The sequence below is a fragment of the Sphingobacterium bovisgrunnientis genome, from assembly GCF_009829085.1.
Taxonomy (GTDB): Bacteria; Bacteroidota; Bacteroidia; order Sphingobacteriales; family Sphingobacteriaceae; genus Sphingobacterium; species Sphingobacterium bovisgrunnientis.
On record NZ_WUQY01000013.1, the window covers coordinates 17,527 to 33,388 of the forward strand.

16 protein-coding genes and 1 pseudogene are annotated in these 15,862 nt (G+C 36.1%); 11 read left to right on the forward strand and 6 right to left on the reverse strand.

Features of this window, described 5'->3' with window-relative positions:
• Positions 1-103: 103 nt before the first annotated feature.
• From ffh to purE, 5 genes are all read left to right on the forward strand, one after another.
• Positions 104-1,447, forward strand: a complete 1,344-nt coding sequence (ffh, locus tag GOQ16_RS08105; protein WP_160068833.1) for a signal recognition particle protein — start codon at positions 104-106, stop codon at positions 1,445-1,447.
• A gap of 120 nt (positions 1,448-1,567) precedes the next feature.
• The gene (locus tag GOQ16_RS08110; RefSeq protein ID WP_160068834.1) at positions 1,568-2,155 is read left to right on the forward strand and encodes an NADH-quinone oxidoreductase subunit A; all 588 of its coding nucleotides are present in this window, start codon (positions 1,568-1,570) and stop codon (positions 2,153-2,155) included.
• Positions 2,152-2,658 carry an NADH-quinone oxidoreductase subunit B gene (locus GOQ16_RS08115; protein WP_149913131.1) on the forward strand — a complete coding sequence of 169 codons (507 nt, stop codon included), beginning with the start codon at positions 2,152-2,154 and terminating at the stop codon, positions 2,656-2,658. Before GOQ16_RS08110 ends, GOQ16_RS08115 begins: the two co-directional genes overlap by 4 nt.
• A 14-nt stretch (positions 2,659-2,672) precedes the next feature.
• Positions 2,673-3,815 carry a 5-(carboxyamino)imidazole ribonucleotide synthase gene (locus GOQ16_RS08120; RefSeq protein WP_160068835.1) on the forward strand — a complete coding sequence of 381 codons (1,143 nt, stop codon included), beginning with the start codon at positions 2,673-2,675 and terminating at the stop codon, positions 3,813-3,815.
• A gap of 6 nt (positions 3,816-3,821) precedes the next feature.
• Positions 3,822-4,328 (forward strand): 5-(carboxyamino)imidazole ribonucleotide mutase, encoded by a 507-nt coding sequence (gene purE, locus GOQ16_RS08125; protein ID WP_160068836.1) that lies wholly within the window; start codon positions 3,822-3,824, stop codon positions 4,326-4,328.
• Between the two features lie 30 nt (positions 4,329-4,358).
• On the opposite strand, the gene GOQ16_RS08130 is transcribed toward purE, so the two are convergent.
• From GOQ16_RS08130 to bshA, 5 genes are all read right to left on the reverse strand, one after another.
• Complete coding sequence (locus GOQ16_RS08130; protein WP_160068837.1) at positions 4,359-5,345, reverse strand: sugar phosphate isomerase/epimerase family protein; 987 nt, start codon at positions 5,343-5,345, stop codon at positions 4,359-4,361.
• Between the two features lie 21 nt (positions 5,346-5,366).
• On the reverse strand, positions 5,367-5,894 hold the full coding sequence (locus tag GOQ16_RS08135; RefSeq protein ID WP_160068838.1) for a hypothetical protein: 528 nt from the start codon (positions 5,892-5,894) through the stop codon (positions 5,367-5,369).
• Between the two features lie 105 nt (positions 5,895-5,999).
• Entirely contained in the window at positions 6,000-6,563 is a 564-nt protein-coding gene (gene frr, locus GOQ16_RS08140) for a ribosome recycling factor (protein WP_160068839.1), read from the reverse strand.
• 19 nt (positions 6,564-6,582) lie between these two features.
• Positions 6,583-7,287 carry a UMP kinase gene (pyrH, locus tag GOQ16_RS08145; RefSeq protein WP_160068840.1) on the reverse strand — a complete coding sequence of 235 codons (705 nt, stop codon included), beginning with the start codon at positions 7,285-7,287 and terminating at the stop codon, positions 6,583-6,585.
• 80 nt (positions 7,288-7,367) lie between these two features.
• Positions 7,368-8,501, reverse strand: a complete 1,134-nt coding sequence (gene bshA, locus GOQ16_RS08150; RefSeq protein WP_160068841.1) for an N-acetyl-alpha-D-glucosaminyl L-malate synthase BshA — start codon at positions 8,499-8,501, stop codon at positions 7,368-7,370.
• 83 nt (positions 8,502-8,584) lie between these two features.
• On the opposite strand from bshA, the gene arfB reads away from it, so the two are divergent.
• Complete coding sequence (arfB, locus tag GOQ16_RS08155) at positions 8,585-8,992, forward strand: alternative ribosome rescue aminoacyl-tRNA hydrolase ArfB (RefSeq protein WP_160068842.1); 408 nt, start codon at positions 8,585-8,587, stop codon at positions 8,990-8,992.
• 80 nt (positions 8,993-9,072) lie between these two features.
• On the opposite strand, the gene GOQ16_RS08160 is transcribed toward arfB, so the two are convergent.
• Positions 9,073-10,563 (reverse strand): IS1634 family transposase, encoded by a 1,491-nt coding sequence (locus GOQ16_RS08160; protein ID WP_160068843.1) that lies wholly within the window; start codon positions 10,561-10,563, stop codon positions 9,073-9,075.
• 236 nt (positions 10,564-10,799) lie between these two features.
• Between GOQ16_RS08160 and GOQ16_RS08165 the strand changes: the two genes are divergently transcribed.
• The 5 genes and pseudogenes from GOQ16_RS08165 (at position 10,800) to GOQ16_RS17875 (ending at position 15,847) form a co-directional block, all read left to right on the forward strand.
• A complete protein-coding gene (locus GOQ16_RS08165; protein WP_160068844.1) occupies positions 10,800-11,717 on the forward strand; it encodes a family 2A encapsulin nanocompartment shell protein in 918 nt (305 codons plus the stop codon).
• A gap of 58 nt (positions 11,718-11,775) precedes the next feature.
• Entirely contained in the window at positions 11,776-12,183 is a 408-nt protein-coding gene (locus GOQ16_RS08170) for a hypothetical protein (RefSeq protein ID WP_160068845.1), read from the forward strand.
• A gap of 288 nt (positions 12,184-12,471) precedes the next feature.
• Positions 12,472-13,577, forward strand: a pseudogene (locus GOQ16_RS08175) (SufS family cysteine desulfurase).
• 172 nt (positions 13,578-13,749) lie between these two features.
• Positions 13,750-14,118, forward strand: a complete 369-nt coding sequence (locus GOQ16_RS08180; RefSeq protein WP_160068846.1) for a BlaI/MecI/CopY family transcriptional regulator — start codon at positions 13,750-13,752, stop codon at positions 14,116-14,118.
• Between the two features lie 28 nt (positions 14,119-14,146).
• Entirely contained in the window at positions 14,147-15,847 is a 1,701-nt protein-coding gene (locus GOQ16_RS17875; protein WP_160068847.1) for a M56 family metallopeptidase, read from the forward strand.
• Positions 15,848-15,862: the final 15 nt, after the last annotated feature.

Sequence of the window (15,862 nt, forward strand, 5' to 3'; positions counted from 1 at the left end):
AATTATTTTATCCCTTTTTTGGTGATTTGTGTTTTGCATGAATCTCCTTTCGAAGCAATTTTGTAACTTTGTCGCTTAGCATAAGAATTTCAAAAGATTAACTATGTTTTCAAATCTTCAAGATAAATTAGATAGAGCCTTTAAAGTATTAAAAGGACAAGGAAATATTACAGAAATCAACGTCGCGGAGACGATGAAAGAAATTCGCAAAGCATTGTTAGATGCCGATGTGAATTATAAAACAGCCAAAACTTTTACGGATGACGTGAAGCAAAAAGCTTTGGGTGAAAATGTATTGACTAGTATCTCTCCTGGTCAGTTGTTGACAAAAATCATGAATGATGAGTTGACAGCTTTAATGGGCGGTACTGTTACAGATCTTGATTTATCGAAGAATCCCACTGTAATCTTGATAGCTGGTTTGAACGGTGCGGGTAAAACAACCTTTACGGGAAAATTAGCAAACTATTTAAAAACTACGAAAGGTAAAAAGCCATTATTGGTTGCAGGTGACGTTTATCGTCCAGCTGCGATTGATCAATTGGAAGTTTTGGGGGGCCAAGTTGGGGTACCAGTATACACAGATCGTAATTCTACAGATCCTATTGCTATCGCAAAGGCGGGTGTAGAAGAAGGAAAAAGAAATGGAAATAATGTAATCATCATCGATACGGCTGGTCGTTTGGCTATAGACGAAGCGTTGATGAATGAAATTACAGCAGTTAAAGAGGCGACTCAACCACAAGAAATTCTTTTTGTTGTGGATTCCATGACTGGTCAAGATGCGGTAAACACTGCCAAAACGTTTAACGATCGTTTGGATTTTACAGGCGTAGTATTAACCAAATTAGATGGTGATACTCGCGGTGGTGCGGCTTTATCGATTAAATCTGTTGTCAATAAGCCTATCAAATTCATTGGTACGGGGGAGAAGATGGAAGCTTTGGATGTATTCTATCCAGATCGTATGGCCTCTCGTATTTTGGGTATGGGTGACGTTGTTTCCTTAGTAGAGCGTGCACAACAACAATTTGACGAAAAGCAAGCAGCTGAACTTCAAAAGAAAATCCGCAAAAATAAATTTGATTTCAATGACTTCCGTTCGCAAATCCAACAAATCAAAAAAATGGGTAACATGAAAGATTTGATTGGTATGATTCCAGGAGCTGGTAAAGCGTTGAAAGATGTAGAAATTGAGGATGACGCTTTCAAACCTATTGAGGCTATTATAGATTCGATGACACCATTTGAGCGTGAAAATCCAGATGCTATAGATCAACGCAGAAGAACGCGTATCGCTAAAGGCTCGGGTACAAACATTGACGAAGTAAATAAACTGTTAAAACAATTCATGGATATGCGTAAGGTGATGAAGCAAATGTCTAATCCGGCTATGGCGGCGAAAATGATGCGCAACATGCCAAAGATGCCAGGAAAACCATTTTAAATAGGAATTCAATAATAAAGAATTTTCAAAACCAAGTCTTTAAATGACTTGGTTTTGTTTTTATAAATGATTTTTGTTGCTTAATTTTAGCGGTAAAGAATTAATTGTTAATTTTGTAGCATGGACGATCACCCCACACAGCTCTCAGCATATGGATCTATTCTCTTAATCGGAGTAGTAGGTATTCTTTTGGTGTGTGTGACTATGTTTATGGCCAAATTATTGGCACCCAATAAACCTAATCCAATCAAATTAAGTACGTACGAATGCGGTGAGGAAACGACCGGAAGTTCGTGGGTACAATTCAATCCAAGATTTTATGTCATTGCTTTAGTATTCCTTTTATTTGATGTGGAATTGGTTTTCGTATTTCCGTGGGCTACAGTCTTTGGGCAATCGGAATTAATTGCTGCAGATGCGCGTTGGGGATGGTTTACGATGATTGAAATGGCAATTTTCTTAGGCATATTGATTTTAGGATTAGTATATGTTTGGGTGCGTGGTGATCTGAATTGGGTAAAACCAAAACATAAAATTCCTACTGTTGATACGGGTATTCCATTAAGTGCTTATGAAGCTTTGAATAGCAGACAATATCTAGTCAAAGATTATAAAGCGACCGAAGTAGTCGAAGAAGTGAAGGAAGAAACGGTACAACCGAAGACTTCTGTTGGCTTCAAACCAAGATTTAAAAAACCAAACGCATGACCAATCTAGAGCAACAACTTAAATCCGATGGTGTCGTCGTCGCTAAGATTGATGACTTATTGAATTGGGCTCGTCTTTCGTCGATGTGGCCTATGAGTTTTGGTATTGCCTGCTGCGCGATCGAAATGATGGGTGCGATGGCTTCGACCTATGATTTGGATCGTTTTGGCGTATTCCCCCGACCTTCCCCTCGTCAATCGGATGTGATGATTATTGCTGGAACGGTTACGTTCAAAATGGCGGATCGTATCAAAAGATTATACGAGCAAATGCCAGAACCGCGCTATGTGATTTCAATGGGATCATGCTCAAATTGTGGTGGTCCGTATTGGCAACATGGTTATCATGTGGTGAAAGGTGTGGACAAAATTATACCTGTGGATATATATGTGCAAGGATGTCCTCCACGTCCTGAAGCCTTAATAGGCGCATTTTTAGAATTACAAAAGAAAATTGAAAGTGAGCAAATCTTTCAAGATAAGTATTTTGAAGAGACTGTTTAATAGTTAAATATAATATGGCAAAAGATTTTTATGGTGAGTTGCAGTTAGGCATTCTTGGTGGTGGTCAGTTAGGCCGCATGTTTATCCAGGAAGCTATCAATTACAACGTGAATGTACATGTGTTGGATCCGGATAAAAATGCACCGTGTCGCAAACTATGTCAACATTTCGAATGTGGCTCATTGAGTGATTATGATACAGTCTACAATTTTGGGAAAGATTTGGACATGATCACTATCGAAATCGAGAAAGTGAATGTGGATGCTTTAGAAGCATTAGAAGATGAAGGCGTTGTCGTATATCCACAATCTCGTGTTATTCGTTTGATTCAAGATAAAGGATTGCAAAAGCAATTCTTCAAACAAAATGATATTCCTACATCAGCATTTCAATTTATTTCAAATATTGATTCATTGAAAACCGCTAATCTTTCTATTCCTTACGTTCAAAAATTGCGTAAAGATGGATACGATGGTAAGGGAGTGAAGATGATTCGTACTGAAGATGATTTAGCGAAAGCGTTTACAGAGCCATCTATCATCGAAGAAATCGTTGATTTCGAAAAAGAAATTGCTGTTATCGTGGCACGTAATGACAGAGGTGAAGTAAAGACTTTTCCTATGGTCGAGATGGAATTTAATCCTGAAGCTAACTTGGTAGAATTTTTGATTTCGCCATCAACATATAGTTTTGAAATACAACAACAAGCAGAAGAATTAGCTAAGAAAATTGCTAATGACTTGCAAATAGTAGGATTGTTAGCTGTCGAAATGTTCCTAACAAAAACAGGTGAGATTTTAGTGAATGAATTGGCCCCACGCCCACACAATTCGGGTCATCAAACTATTGAAGGGAACTTTACTTCGCAATTTGCACAGCATATGCGCGCAATTTTCAACTTACCTTTGGGTGATACAAGCGCACGTTCAAATGCTGTAATGATTAATCTTTTGGGAGAAGAAGGTTACGAGGGATTAGCAAAATATGAAGGTGTAGAAGATGTGTTAGCTATGGATGGCGTGTATATTCATTTATATGGTAAGAAGTATACAAAGCCTTTCCGCAAAATGGGACACGTATGTATTGTAAATGCCGATAGGGAATTGGCAATTAGCAATGCCCGCAAAGTACAAGAAATATTAAAAGTTATTGCATAAAAATTTATGAGTTCACAATCGGTGCAAGTCGGCATTATTATGGGAAGTAAATCAGATCTTCCTGTCATGCAAGATGCTGTAGATGTTTTAAAAGAATTAGGTGTATCTTTCGAAGTAACAATTGTTTCGGCACACCGTACACCTCATCGTATGTTTGAGTATGCTGAAAATGCTGCTGGAAGAGGTTTGAAAGTTATTGTTGCTGGAGCGGGTGGTGCTGCGCACTTGCCAGGTATGGTAGCCTCGATTACACACTTACCTGTCATAGGTGTTCCTGTAAAATCGTCTAACTCTATTGATGGTTGGGATTCGGTGTTATCAATTCTACAGATGCCAAATGGTATTCCTGTAGCCACAGTAGCTTTGAATGCTGCTAAAAATGCGGGTATCTTAGCCGCTCAAATTATAGCGACAAATGATGCTGATATTACTTCTAATCTTTTAAATTTCAAAAAGGGATTAAAAGAAAAAGTTGAGGAAACAGCAACCGAAGTAGAAAATATGGATTTCTAAAATAAGAAAAGGGACTTTAAGTCCCTTTTCTTATTTTGCTAAATACTTCTGCACGTAATCATAACTTTTCTTAACGCTCTCAAATTTATTTGGCAAATAAATATCATCTTGCTCCACAAAAGCGTGAACCAATCCCGATTTTTCGGCAGCTTGTACAATATTTGTAAAGTCAATATTTCCAGAACCAACTTCTGTATATTTCACTTCTTTGAATATTGAATCCAACGGCAATTGATCAAAATTTTCTCCGATTACTGGCGTAGTAAATTGTTTATCCATGTCTTTTACATGCCACATCTCAAATCTTCCAGGATATTTGTCAAAATACGTTAATGGATTTAAACCAGCTTTTTCAATCCAGAATAAATCCAGTTCAAAAGCCACTAAATCTTTTTCAGTGAAAGCCAACATAATGTCCAATCCTCTGGTATTATTAGCAAACTCTCTGAATTCCCAAAAATGATTGTGATAACCTATTTTAATGCCGGCTTTTTTTGCCATTTCACCCGCTTTATTCAGTTGATCGGCTGCATACTGATAATCTTCTATTTTCAAATTATTCAAATCATGCATAGGGTTAACAGGTGCAATCACGTATTTCTGCCCTAACTCTGCTGCTGTTTCAATATATTTTTCGACACTTTCTTTATCGTTATTGTTACGATCTAGGTATTTACTCATATCATAATGCCCACTAAATGTAGACAAACCGTTGTCATGTAATATTTTCTTTAAGTCAGGAACTTTTACGCCCCAAAAAGAGTTATTCGCAAGATCAACTCCAAAAGTCTCTATATGCGTGTATCCAATTTTGGCAACAGTTTCTAGTGTTAATTTGGGATCATCGTTTAATAAATCACGTAGGGAATAAATTTGTATACCTATATTCTTAATTGGACTACCTGTTAAAGTTGTTTTTTTAGCATCGCTACATGCTGTAAGTAAGGATGAACCGAAATAAGCACTCATAGCGCCAATTCCAGCTTGTTTTAAAAATTGTCTTCTTGAATTTTGCATGTTAGTGTTGATTATTAAGTTTTAATCAAAAACAATTTCCCCCTCAAATCGTTTTGATTGGTTATATATTTTGATTCCTATTAACGAAAATTCGTATTGCCCTGATACATCATATTGGAAAGAGTTATTTCCTAATGGAGTAATGTTTAATGATATTTGCTTCCATTTTACACCAGCAACTAGACCAGATAAGTTTGTTCCCGCACTCAATGGTGAGTATTGCTGTGGATCAATAGATTTTTGATACATTAATGATATAAATAATCTAGCAAATTGTTTATCATCAATCACATAATAATTGTGATAGGGGCTTCCAATATTGTTTGAGGGCTTATTGAACGTTATAAAATTAGATTCTTTAGTTTCTTTTGGTTGGTTTGCATTGTTATAGCTCGACAATAATGAAGGAAGTGCAATAAAGAAAATTAGAGCGGGTATAACTCCTGTTTTTTTGTTAATTAGTGATATACATTTGAAAAAGTAGTAGAGGAGAAGTATGAAACTTACACCATTTAGTACGCACCATGAAAGATAAATAAAAGAGCCCATAATTGATTTTACGATGGTAACGTAAATATAATAAAATTAACTTTAAAACAAAGGGCTACCATGTCGTATGGAAGCCCTTTGTGTAGCATAAAGAGATTATAAGGATTATACCGTCATAATATCTTTTTCTTTCAATTCAGCTAATGTATCAACTTTAGCAATATATGTATCAGTCAATTTCTGTACTTCAGCTTCACCTACTTTGATTTCATCCTCAGAAGCACCATCATTTTTCAATTTTTTGATAGATTCGTTCGCATCTTTACGAATATTACGTACCGCTACACGACCTTTTTCTGTTTCTTCTTTCGCTTTTTTAACTAAATCACGTCTTCTTTCTTCTGTAAGAGGAGGTACTACTAAACGAATAACTACGCCATCATTCTGTGGGTTAAGACCAATATTAGAATCGATAATTGCTTTTTCGATTGTTCCTAACATGTTTTTTTCCCATGGCTGAATCACGATAGTACGTGCGTCCGTCGTGTTCACATTCGCTACTTGAGAAAGTGGAGTTGCCGATCCGTAGTAATCTACATTAATACCATCCAACATAGATGGTGTAGCTTTACCAGCACGGATTTTAGTCAGTTCTGTCTCCGTATGTGCGACTGCTTTAGTCATTTTCTCTTTGCAGTCATCCAATTCAATAGAAATCAGTTCGTTCATATGTTTTAATATTTTATACTTAGCTTACTACTGTACCGATATGTTCACCATCTGCTAATTTTTTCAAATTGCCTGGTTTATTCATATCAAATACAATGATTGGAAGATTATTTTCTTGGCACAACGTAAAGGCTGTCATATCCATTACGTTAAGGCCTTTTTGGTATACTTCGTTGAATGAAATATGTTCGTATTTAGTAGCTGAAGGATCTTTTTCTGGATCAGCTGTGTAAATACCGTCTACTCGTGTTCCTTTTAATACTGCATCAGCATTGATTTCAATTGCACGTAAAGAAGCAGCTGTATCTGTAGTGAAGTATGGGTTGCCAGTACCTGCACCAAAAATTACTATTCTTCCTTTTTCTAAATGTCTTACTGCTCTACGACGAATAAATGGCTCACAGATTTGTTCCATCTTAATAGCTGTAAGCAATCTTGTTTTTAAACCTACTTTTTCTAAAGCATCTTGCAAAGCCATGCTGTTGATTACTGTAGCCAACATGCCCATATAATCTGCTTGTACTCTGTCCATTCCAGCTTTTTCTGCACTTAATCCGCGGTAGATATTACCACCTCCGATTACGATTGCAATTTCAAGACCTTGAGAATGAATTTCTTTGATATCTTTTGCGTATTGAGCTACGCGATTGATGTCGATACCATAATTTTGCTCACCCATAAGGGCTTCGCCGCTGAGTTTTAGTAGGATACGTTTATATTTCATATAGTTTTTTCTTTGGAAGATTTCCAAAAGACAAAGATATAATTTTTTTGCTGCTATCTAATATAGAGAAAGTAATTGTTTTATTTTTTTGAATTCGAGATTGCTTCTTCGTAGTACTCTTCATACAAAGGCAATATTTTGCTGATTTCAAATTTTTGAGCGTGTTCGTATGCTGCTTGCTTAAATTTCTCTAAACGATTGCAGTCTTCCAAAATATGAATAGCATGTTTGGACATTTCCTCAATGTCGCCGACATTACTCAGAAATCCAGTTACACCTTGTTCATTCAATTCGGGCAAGCCGCCGATATTTGTTGAAATAATAGGTACTCTACAAGCCATTGCTTCCAATGCTGCCAAACCAAAACTTTCGGATGATGAAGGCATAAGGAATAAATCAGAAACAGATAAAATCTCTTCCACAGCATCTTGTTTACCTAAAAAACGAACAGAGTTTGAAATGCCTAATTGACGCGAAAGCTCTTCAGCATTGCTACGTTCTGGTCCATCACCGACCATTAATAATTTACTTGGAATAGTTTGGGATACTTGATGAAAGATACGAACCACATCTTGTGTATTTTTTACCTTACGAAAGTTTGAGGTGTGCACTAATATACGTTCATTTCCAGGTGCAATCGCTTTTTTGAAATGTTCACGATTTTTACTCACGAAACGTGTCAAATCAATAAAGTTTGGAATCACCTTAATGTCTCTCGTAATGTCAAATGACTCTAAAGTTTGACTTTTTAAATTCTCGGAAACCGTCGTCACACCATCAGATTCATTGATCGAAAATGTAACAACAGGTTTGAAGGTTTTATCTTTTCCGACAAGTGTGATATCTGTACCGTGTAATGTGGTGACTACAGGAATATTAATTCCGTAAGTCTTCAATATTTGCTTTGCTAAATAGGCTGCTGAAGCATGTGGGATGGCATAGTGTACGTGTAAAACATCCAATTTTTCAAAGCGTACAACATCCACTAGTTTACTCGCTAAAGCAGATTCATAAGGCGGAAAATCAAATAGGGGATATTGAGAAATAGATACTTCATGGTAATATAGATTTTCTAAAAAGAAATCCAATCGCGCAGGTTTATTGTAGGTTATAAAATGTACTTCGTGACCTTTAGACGCGAGACCTTTACCCAATTCTGTCGCCACGACGCCGGATCCACCAAATGTTGGATAACAAACAATACCTATTTTCATGAAGATTTATTTATAATTTTAAAACAACCAAAGTTAAGGAAGGTTTTACATTCGATTTGCAATAAAATCGTAATCTTTGTGTTATGATTATAAATTTGGAGGAATTAAGAAAAGAAATCAAATACAAAACAGCTCGATCTTCTGGTGCTGGAGGACAGAATGTGAATAAAGTGGAAACAAAAGTGAGTTTGATTTGGGATTTTGAACATTCAATTCTTCTTAATGATGTACAACGTTCTAAGGTTCGCTCAGCGTTTAAAAATAGACTACAATCGGAGGGATTAATTCAAATTGATTCTTCGGAAAGTCGTAGTCAGTTAGCAAACAAGGAAATCGCTTTTGATAAACTTGTTTTTCTTATTCAAGAATCACTAAAACCCAGCAAAAGAAGAATTCCTACCAAAGTGCCTCGTTCCAAAATATTAGCTAGACTCGATCGTAAATCTAAAAATGCAGAGAAAAAATCCAATCGTAGGTGGCGAATGGATTAATAGTCTAACACGAATTGTATTATTATAATACGAGTTAATAAAAATTATTTTAACTAAAATTTTTTCCTGACTTGTGCCTTTTAGTGCGGCAGATTTAATTTCCGTATTAAATCCTCCACTATAGGCATCATTTTGGCTCTTATTCTCATTTCCTTGTTAGTGATTTGACTAAACATTCTAGCGTCGGTCACTTTTTTGAGTTCAGTTACAAACTTTTTGATAGAAACATTGGTGGTTAATTCAATGTGCTTTGAAATGACTAATGCCTTAAAACAGATTAGTAAATGTAATTTTATTGGCTCTTCCTTGAAATGAAAAATGGGCCTTGTTTTGAGGTCATTTTTAGAGATTCTGAAGGCTTGCTCAATTTTATATAAATCCTGGTATCTACTAATTACGGTCTCATTATCTACAATAGACTCCTCTAGGTTTGTGTAATAACCTTTAATTCCAAGAAGAACCTTTGTTCGATTGATCAATTCATTATTCAATGCAGGTTCTTTGTTATCGGTTTTCAAGAATTTTACTTTCTTGATTTTACCAGGCTCTTTCAGTAAGATTTCTGCACGCTGTATTTGCTTTTCCATTTCATACTTATCCTTTCGATATCTTGTATTTGAGAAACTGCAAATCAAATATCCCTTTTCTGTCTGTAGTCGAATAGTGTTTCCATCCTCTCGGACTAAACTACTATGAATCCGTTGGAAGAGCTCATTCCCAATATTGCCCAATCGGGCACCAACAATGTAGTTAACACCTGCCTTTCTAAGCTCTTCCACATTATCATTACTGATCATAGCAGCGTCCGCTACTATTGTAAACTGTTTAATACTGTGCTTTTGGATGAAAGCCTTAACCACGGGAAGAATGGTATGCCCCTCAAAGGTATTTCCTGGAAATACCTCATAACCTACAGGAAAGCCTTCTGGAGTAACCATTAAGGCCACTAAGATTTGTGGCTGTAGGGATTTATTATCTTTTGAAAACCCTTGCTTTCGAAATTCATCAGCATCAAATGTCTCAAAATACAATGTAGTTACATCGTAAAACAATAGTTCGAAATTGAAATCATAATTCTCCTTGAGAAATTTAATTACGATTTGTTCGACCTCTTCCTTTAAGCTTAACCAATTTCGGGCTGATTTGTAGAAAGATTTCCGGCTATGCTTGATACCAAAACAGGTTTCAAGTAATTCTATAGAACGTAATTTTGAGGAAGGATCCAGTATGCGCATAATGACCAGATCTAAAAGAAATTGTTTATTTATCCCCGATAATCCCACTTTTATAATAATTGCTGAGAGAATCTCGTACAAATAGGTATAGTAGACTCCTAAGAAATCGGCTTTATCAAGGTAAAGTAGGTTGTCAAATTTTGTTTCTATTTCAAAAGGGAGTGTTGGTGCGTAATTGTCAATGAAATCTTGGGCTACCACTAGCATGGTTTCAAGTTCGGAATCGGTCTTAGCAGAACCAATATGTTTATAAATAACCCTTTTGCGGTTTAAATAATAAATCACCTGAACAGCTCTTGCTTCAGAACCTGTTTTTATTGTACGAATTCGCAACATAGAACACCCTTAGTGCGACAAATTACGATTTTTTATTAAATAAAAAACTGATTATCAAATGAATATATTTTCTTAGTTCTACAAGGGGACAAGTCAGGACGAATTGTATTATTATAATACGAGTTAATATAAATTATTTTAACTAAAATTTTTTGTTTTAAATACATTAATCTATATTTACTATAGATATAGTAGATTAAATAGTTTTACATTAATTCGTAGTATTAAAATAACGCATGAGTACAAAAGAAAATCAAACCGCCTTAGGCGATGTAGCAGCGAGACACCTAGCCATTGCTACCCGTACCGCACCTCAATTAGAAAGTATCACACCGAGATGGATTACCTTATTGTTACAATGGTTGCCTGTAGAATCTGGTGTTTTCCGATTAAATCGTGTTGTAGGCGAAGAAGGAATCCAAGTAGATTGTTCACGTCGTGATGAAAGTGTATTGCCCCACACTTTTGTGGATTACGATGAGAATCCCAGAGAATACAATTTGAGTGCAGTAAATACTTTAATTGATATTCACACACGTGTATCGGATTTGTATAGTAAGCCTTACAATCAGATTAGTGAACAATTACGTCTAGCTATTGAGAAAATCAAAGAAAGACAAGAAAGTGAATTAATTAACAATGCAGATTATGGATTGTTGAATAGTGTTGCAAAGAAACAAGTTATCAAGACGCGTTTAGGACCTCCAACACCAGACGATTTGGATGAGTTATTAACAAAAGTGTGGAAAAATCCTAGTTTTTTCTTGTTACATCCACAAGCTATTGCTGCTTTTGGTAGAGAATGTACACGTAAAGGTGTTCCGCCTCCGACAGTTTCATTATTTGGTACGCAATTCATTACCTGGAGAGGAATTCCTCTTATTCCATCCGATAAAGTGCCAATTGTGAAAGGAAAAACAAAAATCATTCTGGTAAGAACAGGAGAAAGTAAACAAGGCGTCGTAGGACTATATCAGCCTAATCTTCCTGGTGAGCAAACTCCAGGTTTATCGGTAAAATTCACAGGGATCAACGACAAAGCTATTGCTTCGTATTTGATTTCGTTATACTGCTCATTGGTTGTATTGGTAGATGATGCATTGGCTGTATTGGAAGATGTGGATGTTACAAATTATCACGAATACAAGTATTAATAATTCTTGATTTTTATGCAAGATTAATAATGCAGTATTCACATTTTAAACTAATTACATGTCACAATTCAATAATATTCCTTCTGACAAGGAGTTAGAATCGGTTGTCAATCACTTATTCAAAGGATTATCGGGTTTTAATCAACTTGCGCATGTGAGTCATTCGGATTCTGGTGTCTTTCAACGTAAAGTGACTACGGATTACGATCAAATCAGTGCGCATGATAAAGAATTTAATATAGCGAATCCGCAGACGAGTCTAAAAGATCCTTTACTTCGAGATGAAGGTAAGTTCCCATTAGCACAAGCTGGGGATGGGAGTTCTCCACATTTCAAACAAGAAGGTAGAGATGCTTTAAATTCCTATGCAAATCCGTCGCAATCGGCTGGTTTGGAAGATATATCCGAGATATTCGCTGATTCTTACGCCTATCAATCGAATCTTGGTGCGAATTCGGCATCCTAAGAGGATTTGATTCCGAAAGATATCTTTGCGTTTAATAATCCAATTTCTTATCAACCTGAATACGGAGATGACATTCCTTTTGCAAAGGAAACCTATACAACATTCAATGCTGCTATTAGTCCTTTAGGAAGTCCATATTCATTTGTAGGAAATGATTTACTCCAAGATCGCAGTTCCAATTTTGATGTGTATGCTATCCGCAAGGATTTTCCGATTTTGAGTGAATACGTAAATGGTCGTCCGTTGGTTTGGTTTGACAATGCAGCGACGACACAGAAGCCACAAGTGGTGATTGATCGTTTGGCTTATTTTTACCAACACGAAAATTCGAATATTCTCCGGGCGGCACATGAATTAGCTGCGCGTGCTACGGATGCCTATGAGAAAGCTCGTGAAACGATAAAATCTTTTATCAACGCAAAGTCTGTAAACGAAATCATCTTTACACGTGGAACAACGGAATCTATTAATCTTATAGCCAATAGCTGGGGTGCTGAAAATCTCAAAGAAGGTGATGAAATTATTATTTCGAATCTGGAGCATCACGCGAATATCGTGCCATGGCAATTGTTAAGTCAGAAAAATGGCTTCAAGATTAAGGTTATTCCAGTAAACGATGCTGGTGAATTGCTTATCGATGAATATAAAAAACTATTCACGGATAAAACGAAACTTGTATCTTTTACCCACGTCAGTAATGCGTTAGGCACGGTAACACCTGCGAAGCAAATCATTGAGATAGCGCATTCAGCTGGTGCTAAAGTGTTGCTGGATGGTGCACAATCTATTCGCATATCAAAGTAGATGTTCAAGATTTGAATCCAGATTTCTTTGTTTTCTCTGGACACAAAATTTTTGGACCTACTGGAATAGGTGCGGTTTATGGAAAAGAAGAATTGCTTAATCAAACGCAACCTTACCAAGGTGGTGGAAATATGATTCAGGATGTTACTTTCGAAAAGACAATTTTTCACCCTGCACCCAATCGCTTTGAAGCAGGAACTGGTAATATTGCGGATGCAGTAGGTTTAGCAGCAGCGCTGGATTATGTCCAAAAAATCGGAATTGATCGCATTGCAAAATACGAACATGAACTTTTGGATTATGCGACTAGTTTATTTAAACAAATAACGAAAGTGAAATTGATAGGGACAGCGAAAGATAAAGCTAGCGTCATGTCTTTTACCATAGATGGATTTAGCAATGAAGAAGTGGGTAAGGTATTGAACGATCATGGTATAGCTGTGCGTACGGGACACCATTGTGCGCAACCAATTTTGCGTCGATTAGGCTTTGAAAATTCTGTTCGTCCTTCCTTTGCATTCTATAATACATTTGCGGAGATTGATTTATTAGCAGATGTGGTTCGAAAATTAGCTTCGAGTAAATTCTAATTAAAAAATTCTTTGTTACAAATAGGTTTAGGCTTTCATACTCACTGTAGTATGGAAGCCTTTTTTTTGCGAAAACTAAAAAAATAGTTGTAAAACTAAAAATATAGTTTTAGATTAGTTTTAGTAATCGATTATAGGCAGACGTGCCAATTTAATTTTTATTAATAGAGTTATGGACGAAATCAAAGAACTTACAAAGGCAGAAGAGCAAATTATGCATGAATTGTGGGAGATGGGAGGAGGCTTCGTAAAAGAAGTGATCGAACGTCTACCTGAGCCAAAGCCTGCATATAATACTGTTTCTACAATAATTCGTATTCTCGAGACCAAGGGTTTTGTGAATCACGAGGCTTATGGTAAGAGTCATAAATATATTCCAACGATCAGCAAAGAAGACTACAAGAAAGTCGTAGCAGACAAATTGTTGAGTGGTTATTTTGAAAATTCACCCAAACAGATGCTTTCTTTCTTTTTGGAAGAGAACAAATTGGATGTCAAAGATCTGGACGATATTTTGAACATTATCAACAAGCACAAATAAAATTATAAACTACTTATAAACTTACGTTATGGTAATTTATCTGCTATTAGTCAATATAGCTGTCGTCCTAAGTTATAGCTTATACTATTTCAGCTTTCGTAAATTAACTTTTTTCCAATGGAACAGAGTTTATTTACTCAGCACAGCATTTTTCGCATTACTGATTCCGATTGGATTATTTATAGATTTATCCACATTTTTTGAGGATGATATTATTATTCCTATGGTCAATGTACACGAGTTTATTGATATACCAATTGTCCTCTATGCACAGCAAAATTCTTCCTTGTACTTGGTAGATGTTCTAAAATGGATTTATATCGTTGGTTTGATTGCAAGTGTATCAATCATATTTTGGCGACTGTGGAATGTGCGCAAAATGTTTCAAGCTGATGCACCTTTTTTGGGTTTCTCCTTCTTCAATAAAATGTTTTTAGGTAAAGAAGTCAATTCCTATAAAAGCATTGAACGACACGAACAAATTCATATCGAGCTAGGACACAGTTATGATGTACTATTTATGGAGTTGTTCAAGGCTTTGAACTGGTTTAATCCTGTGGTGTATCATATGAGCAAGGAAATCAAATTTCAGCATGAATGTATAGCGGATGAATTGAGTTCGGAAGATAAAGTAGCTTATGCCGAGTTATTAGTGGCTCATGCGCTCAAAGTGCCACAAAATGTATTGGTGCATGAGTTTTCCAATCAATCGTTTTTAAAGAAAAGAATCATGATGTTATTTAAGAATAAATCATCAAACAATAAACGCTTTTTGTATTTAGGCATAATTCCAGCTGTATTGGTTGTTGGAATATCAACTGTAGTTTTTAACACCTCCAGAGCAAAAACTGTTGTAGCAAAGGTTGAATCAAAAATGGAAGATGTGAAGTTGCCAACATCGGATATGTCAGTGCAGATTGAAAATTCTACTGTATTTAAGCAGTCACATCTAGAATCTGTAAATCCATTAGTTCAAATTATGGCTAATGATACGATAAAAGTAGGCGGTAATGAAATTTTTATCGAAACAGAGATAAATCCGGAGCCTCCAGAAAGTATTGATGAATTTCGTAAGTGGATAGGTGAAAATTATCAATACCCACAAGCTGCTATTGATGCTGGTGTCAAAGGAACTATCAGAACAAATTTTGTAGTCGAAAAAGATGGCTCGTTGTCGGATATTAAAATTGTAGAAGATATAGGTCATGGAACTGGTGAAGCTGCTGTGGAGCTGCTAAAAAAATCCCCAAAATGGAAACCTGCTATTCAAAATGGTCGTAAAGTACGCTATGAATTCACCTTGCCAATACGGTTAGATTTGACGGATATGGATGGTAATTCAGAGAGTGCGCAAGATACAATTCAAGGTAAGTTTGGTGGAAAAATAACAAAAATAGTTGAAGGAAATGAAACGTTTTCTCAAGTAGAGATTCAACCAGAGCCTCCTGGAGGATTAAATGCTTATCGTAAATGGTTAGGTGATAATTATAAATATCCCCAAGCTGCAATTGATGCCGAAGTAAAGGGGACAGTTCAAGTTACTTTTGTTGTTGAAAAAGATGGCGCACTTAGTGATTTAAAAGTGGTAAGAGATTTAGGACATGGTACAGGAAATGCAGCGATTGCTGTTTTAAAAACTTCTAAGAGATGGTCACCTGGAATTCAAAATGGTAAATCTGTACGTGTTGCATATTCTTTACCTATACGTCTTGACCTTACTAGAATGTAATATGAAGGTTAGGAT

Excerpts from the sequence above, each read along its gene's own strand:
- GOQ16_RS08110 (WP_160068834.1), top strand. The coding sequence starts at position 1,568 with ATGGACGATCACCCCACACAGCTCTCAGCATATGGATCTATTCTCTTA.
- GOQ16_RS08180 (WP_160068846.1), top strand. The coding sequence starts at position 13,750 with ATGGACGAAATCAAAGAACTTACAAAGGCAGAAGAGCAAATTATGCAT.
- GOQ16_RS08165 (WP_160068844.1), top strand. The coding sequence starts at position 10,800 with ATGAGTACAAAAGAAAATCAAACCGCCTTAGGCGATGTAGCAGCGAGA.
- ffh (WP_160068833.1), top strand. The coding sequence starts at position 104 with ATGTTTTCAAATCTTCAAGATAAATTAGATAGAGCCTTTAAAGTATTA.
- GOQ16_RS08130 (WP_160068837.1), bottom strand. The coding sequence starts at position 5,345 with ATGCAAAATTCAAGAAGACAATTTTTAAAACAAGCTGGAATTGGCGCT.
- GOQ16_RS08160 (WP_160068843.1), bottom strand. The coding sequence starts at position 10,563 with ATGTTGCGAATTCGTACAATAAAAACAGGTTCTGAAGCAAGAGCTGTT.
- GOQ16_RS08135 (WP_160068838.1), bottom strand. The coding sequence starts at position 5,894 with ATGGGCTCTTTTATTTATCTTTCATGGTGCGTACTAAATGGTGTAAGT.
- GOQ16_RS17875 (WP_160068847.1), top strand. The coding sequence starts at position 14,147 with ATGGTAATTTATCTGCTATTAGTCAATATAGCTGTCGTCCTAAGTTAT.
- GOQ16_RS08120 (WP_160068835.1), top strand. The coding sequence starts at position 2,673 with ATGGCAAAAGATTTTTATGGTGAGTTGCAGTTAGGCATTCTTGGTGGT.
- bshA (WP_160068841.1), bottom strand. The coding sequence starts at position 8,501 with ATGAAAATAGGTATTGTTTGTTATCCAACATTTGGTGGATCCGGCGTC.
- frr (WP_160068839.1), bottom strand. The coding sequence starts at position 6,563 with ATGAACGAACTGATTTCTATTGAATTGGATGACTGCAAAGAGAAAATG.
- GOQ16_RS08170 (WP_160068845.1), top strand. The coding sequence starts at position 11,776 with ATGTCACAATTCAATAATATTCCTTCTGACAAGGAGTTAGAATCGGTT.
- pyrH (WP_160068840.1), bottom strand. The coding sequence starts at position 7,287 with ATGAAATATAAACGTATCCTACTAAAACTCAGCGGCGAAGCCCTTATG.
- GOQ16_RS08115 (WP_149913131.1), top strand. The coding sequence starts at position 2,152 with ATGACCAATCTAGAGCAACAACTTAAATCCGATGGTGTCGTCGTCGCT.
- purE (WP_160068836.1), top strand. The coding sequence starts at position 3,822 with ATGAGTTCACAATCGGTGCAAGTCGGCATTATTATGGGAAGTAAATCA.
- arfB (WP_160068842.1), top strand. The coding sequence starts at position 8,585 with ATGATTATAAATTTGGAGGAATTAAGAAAAGAAATCAAATACAAAACA.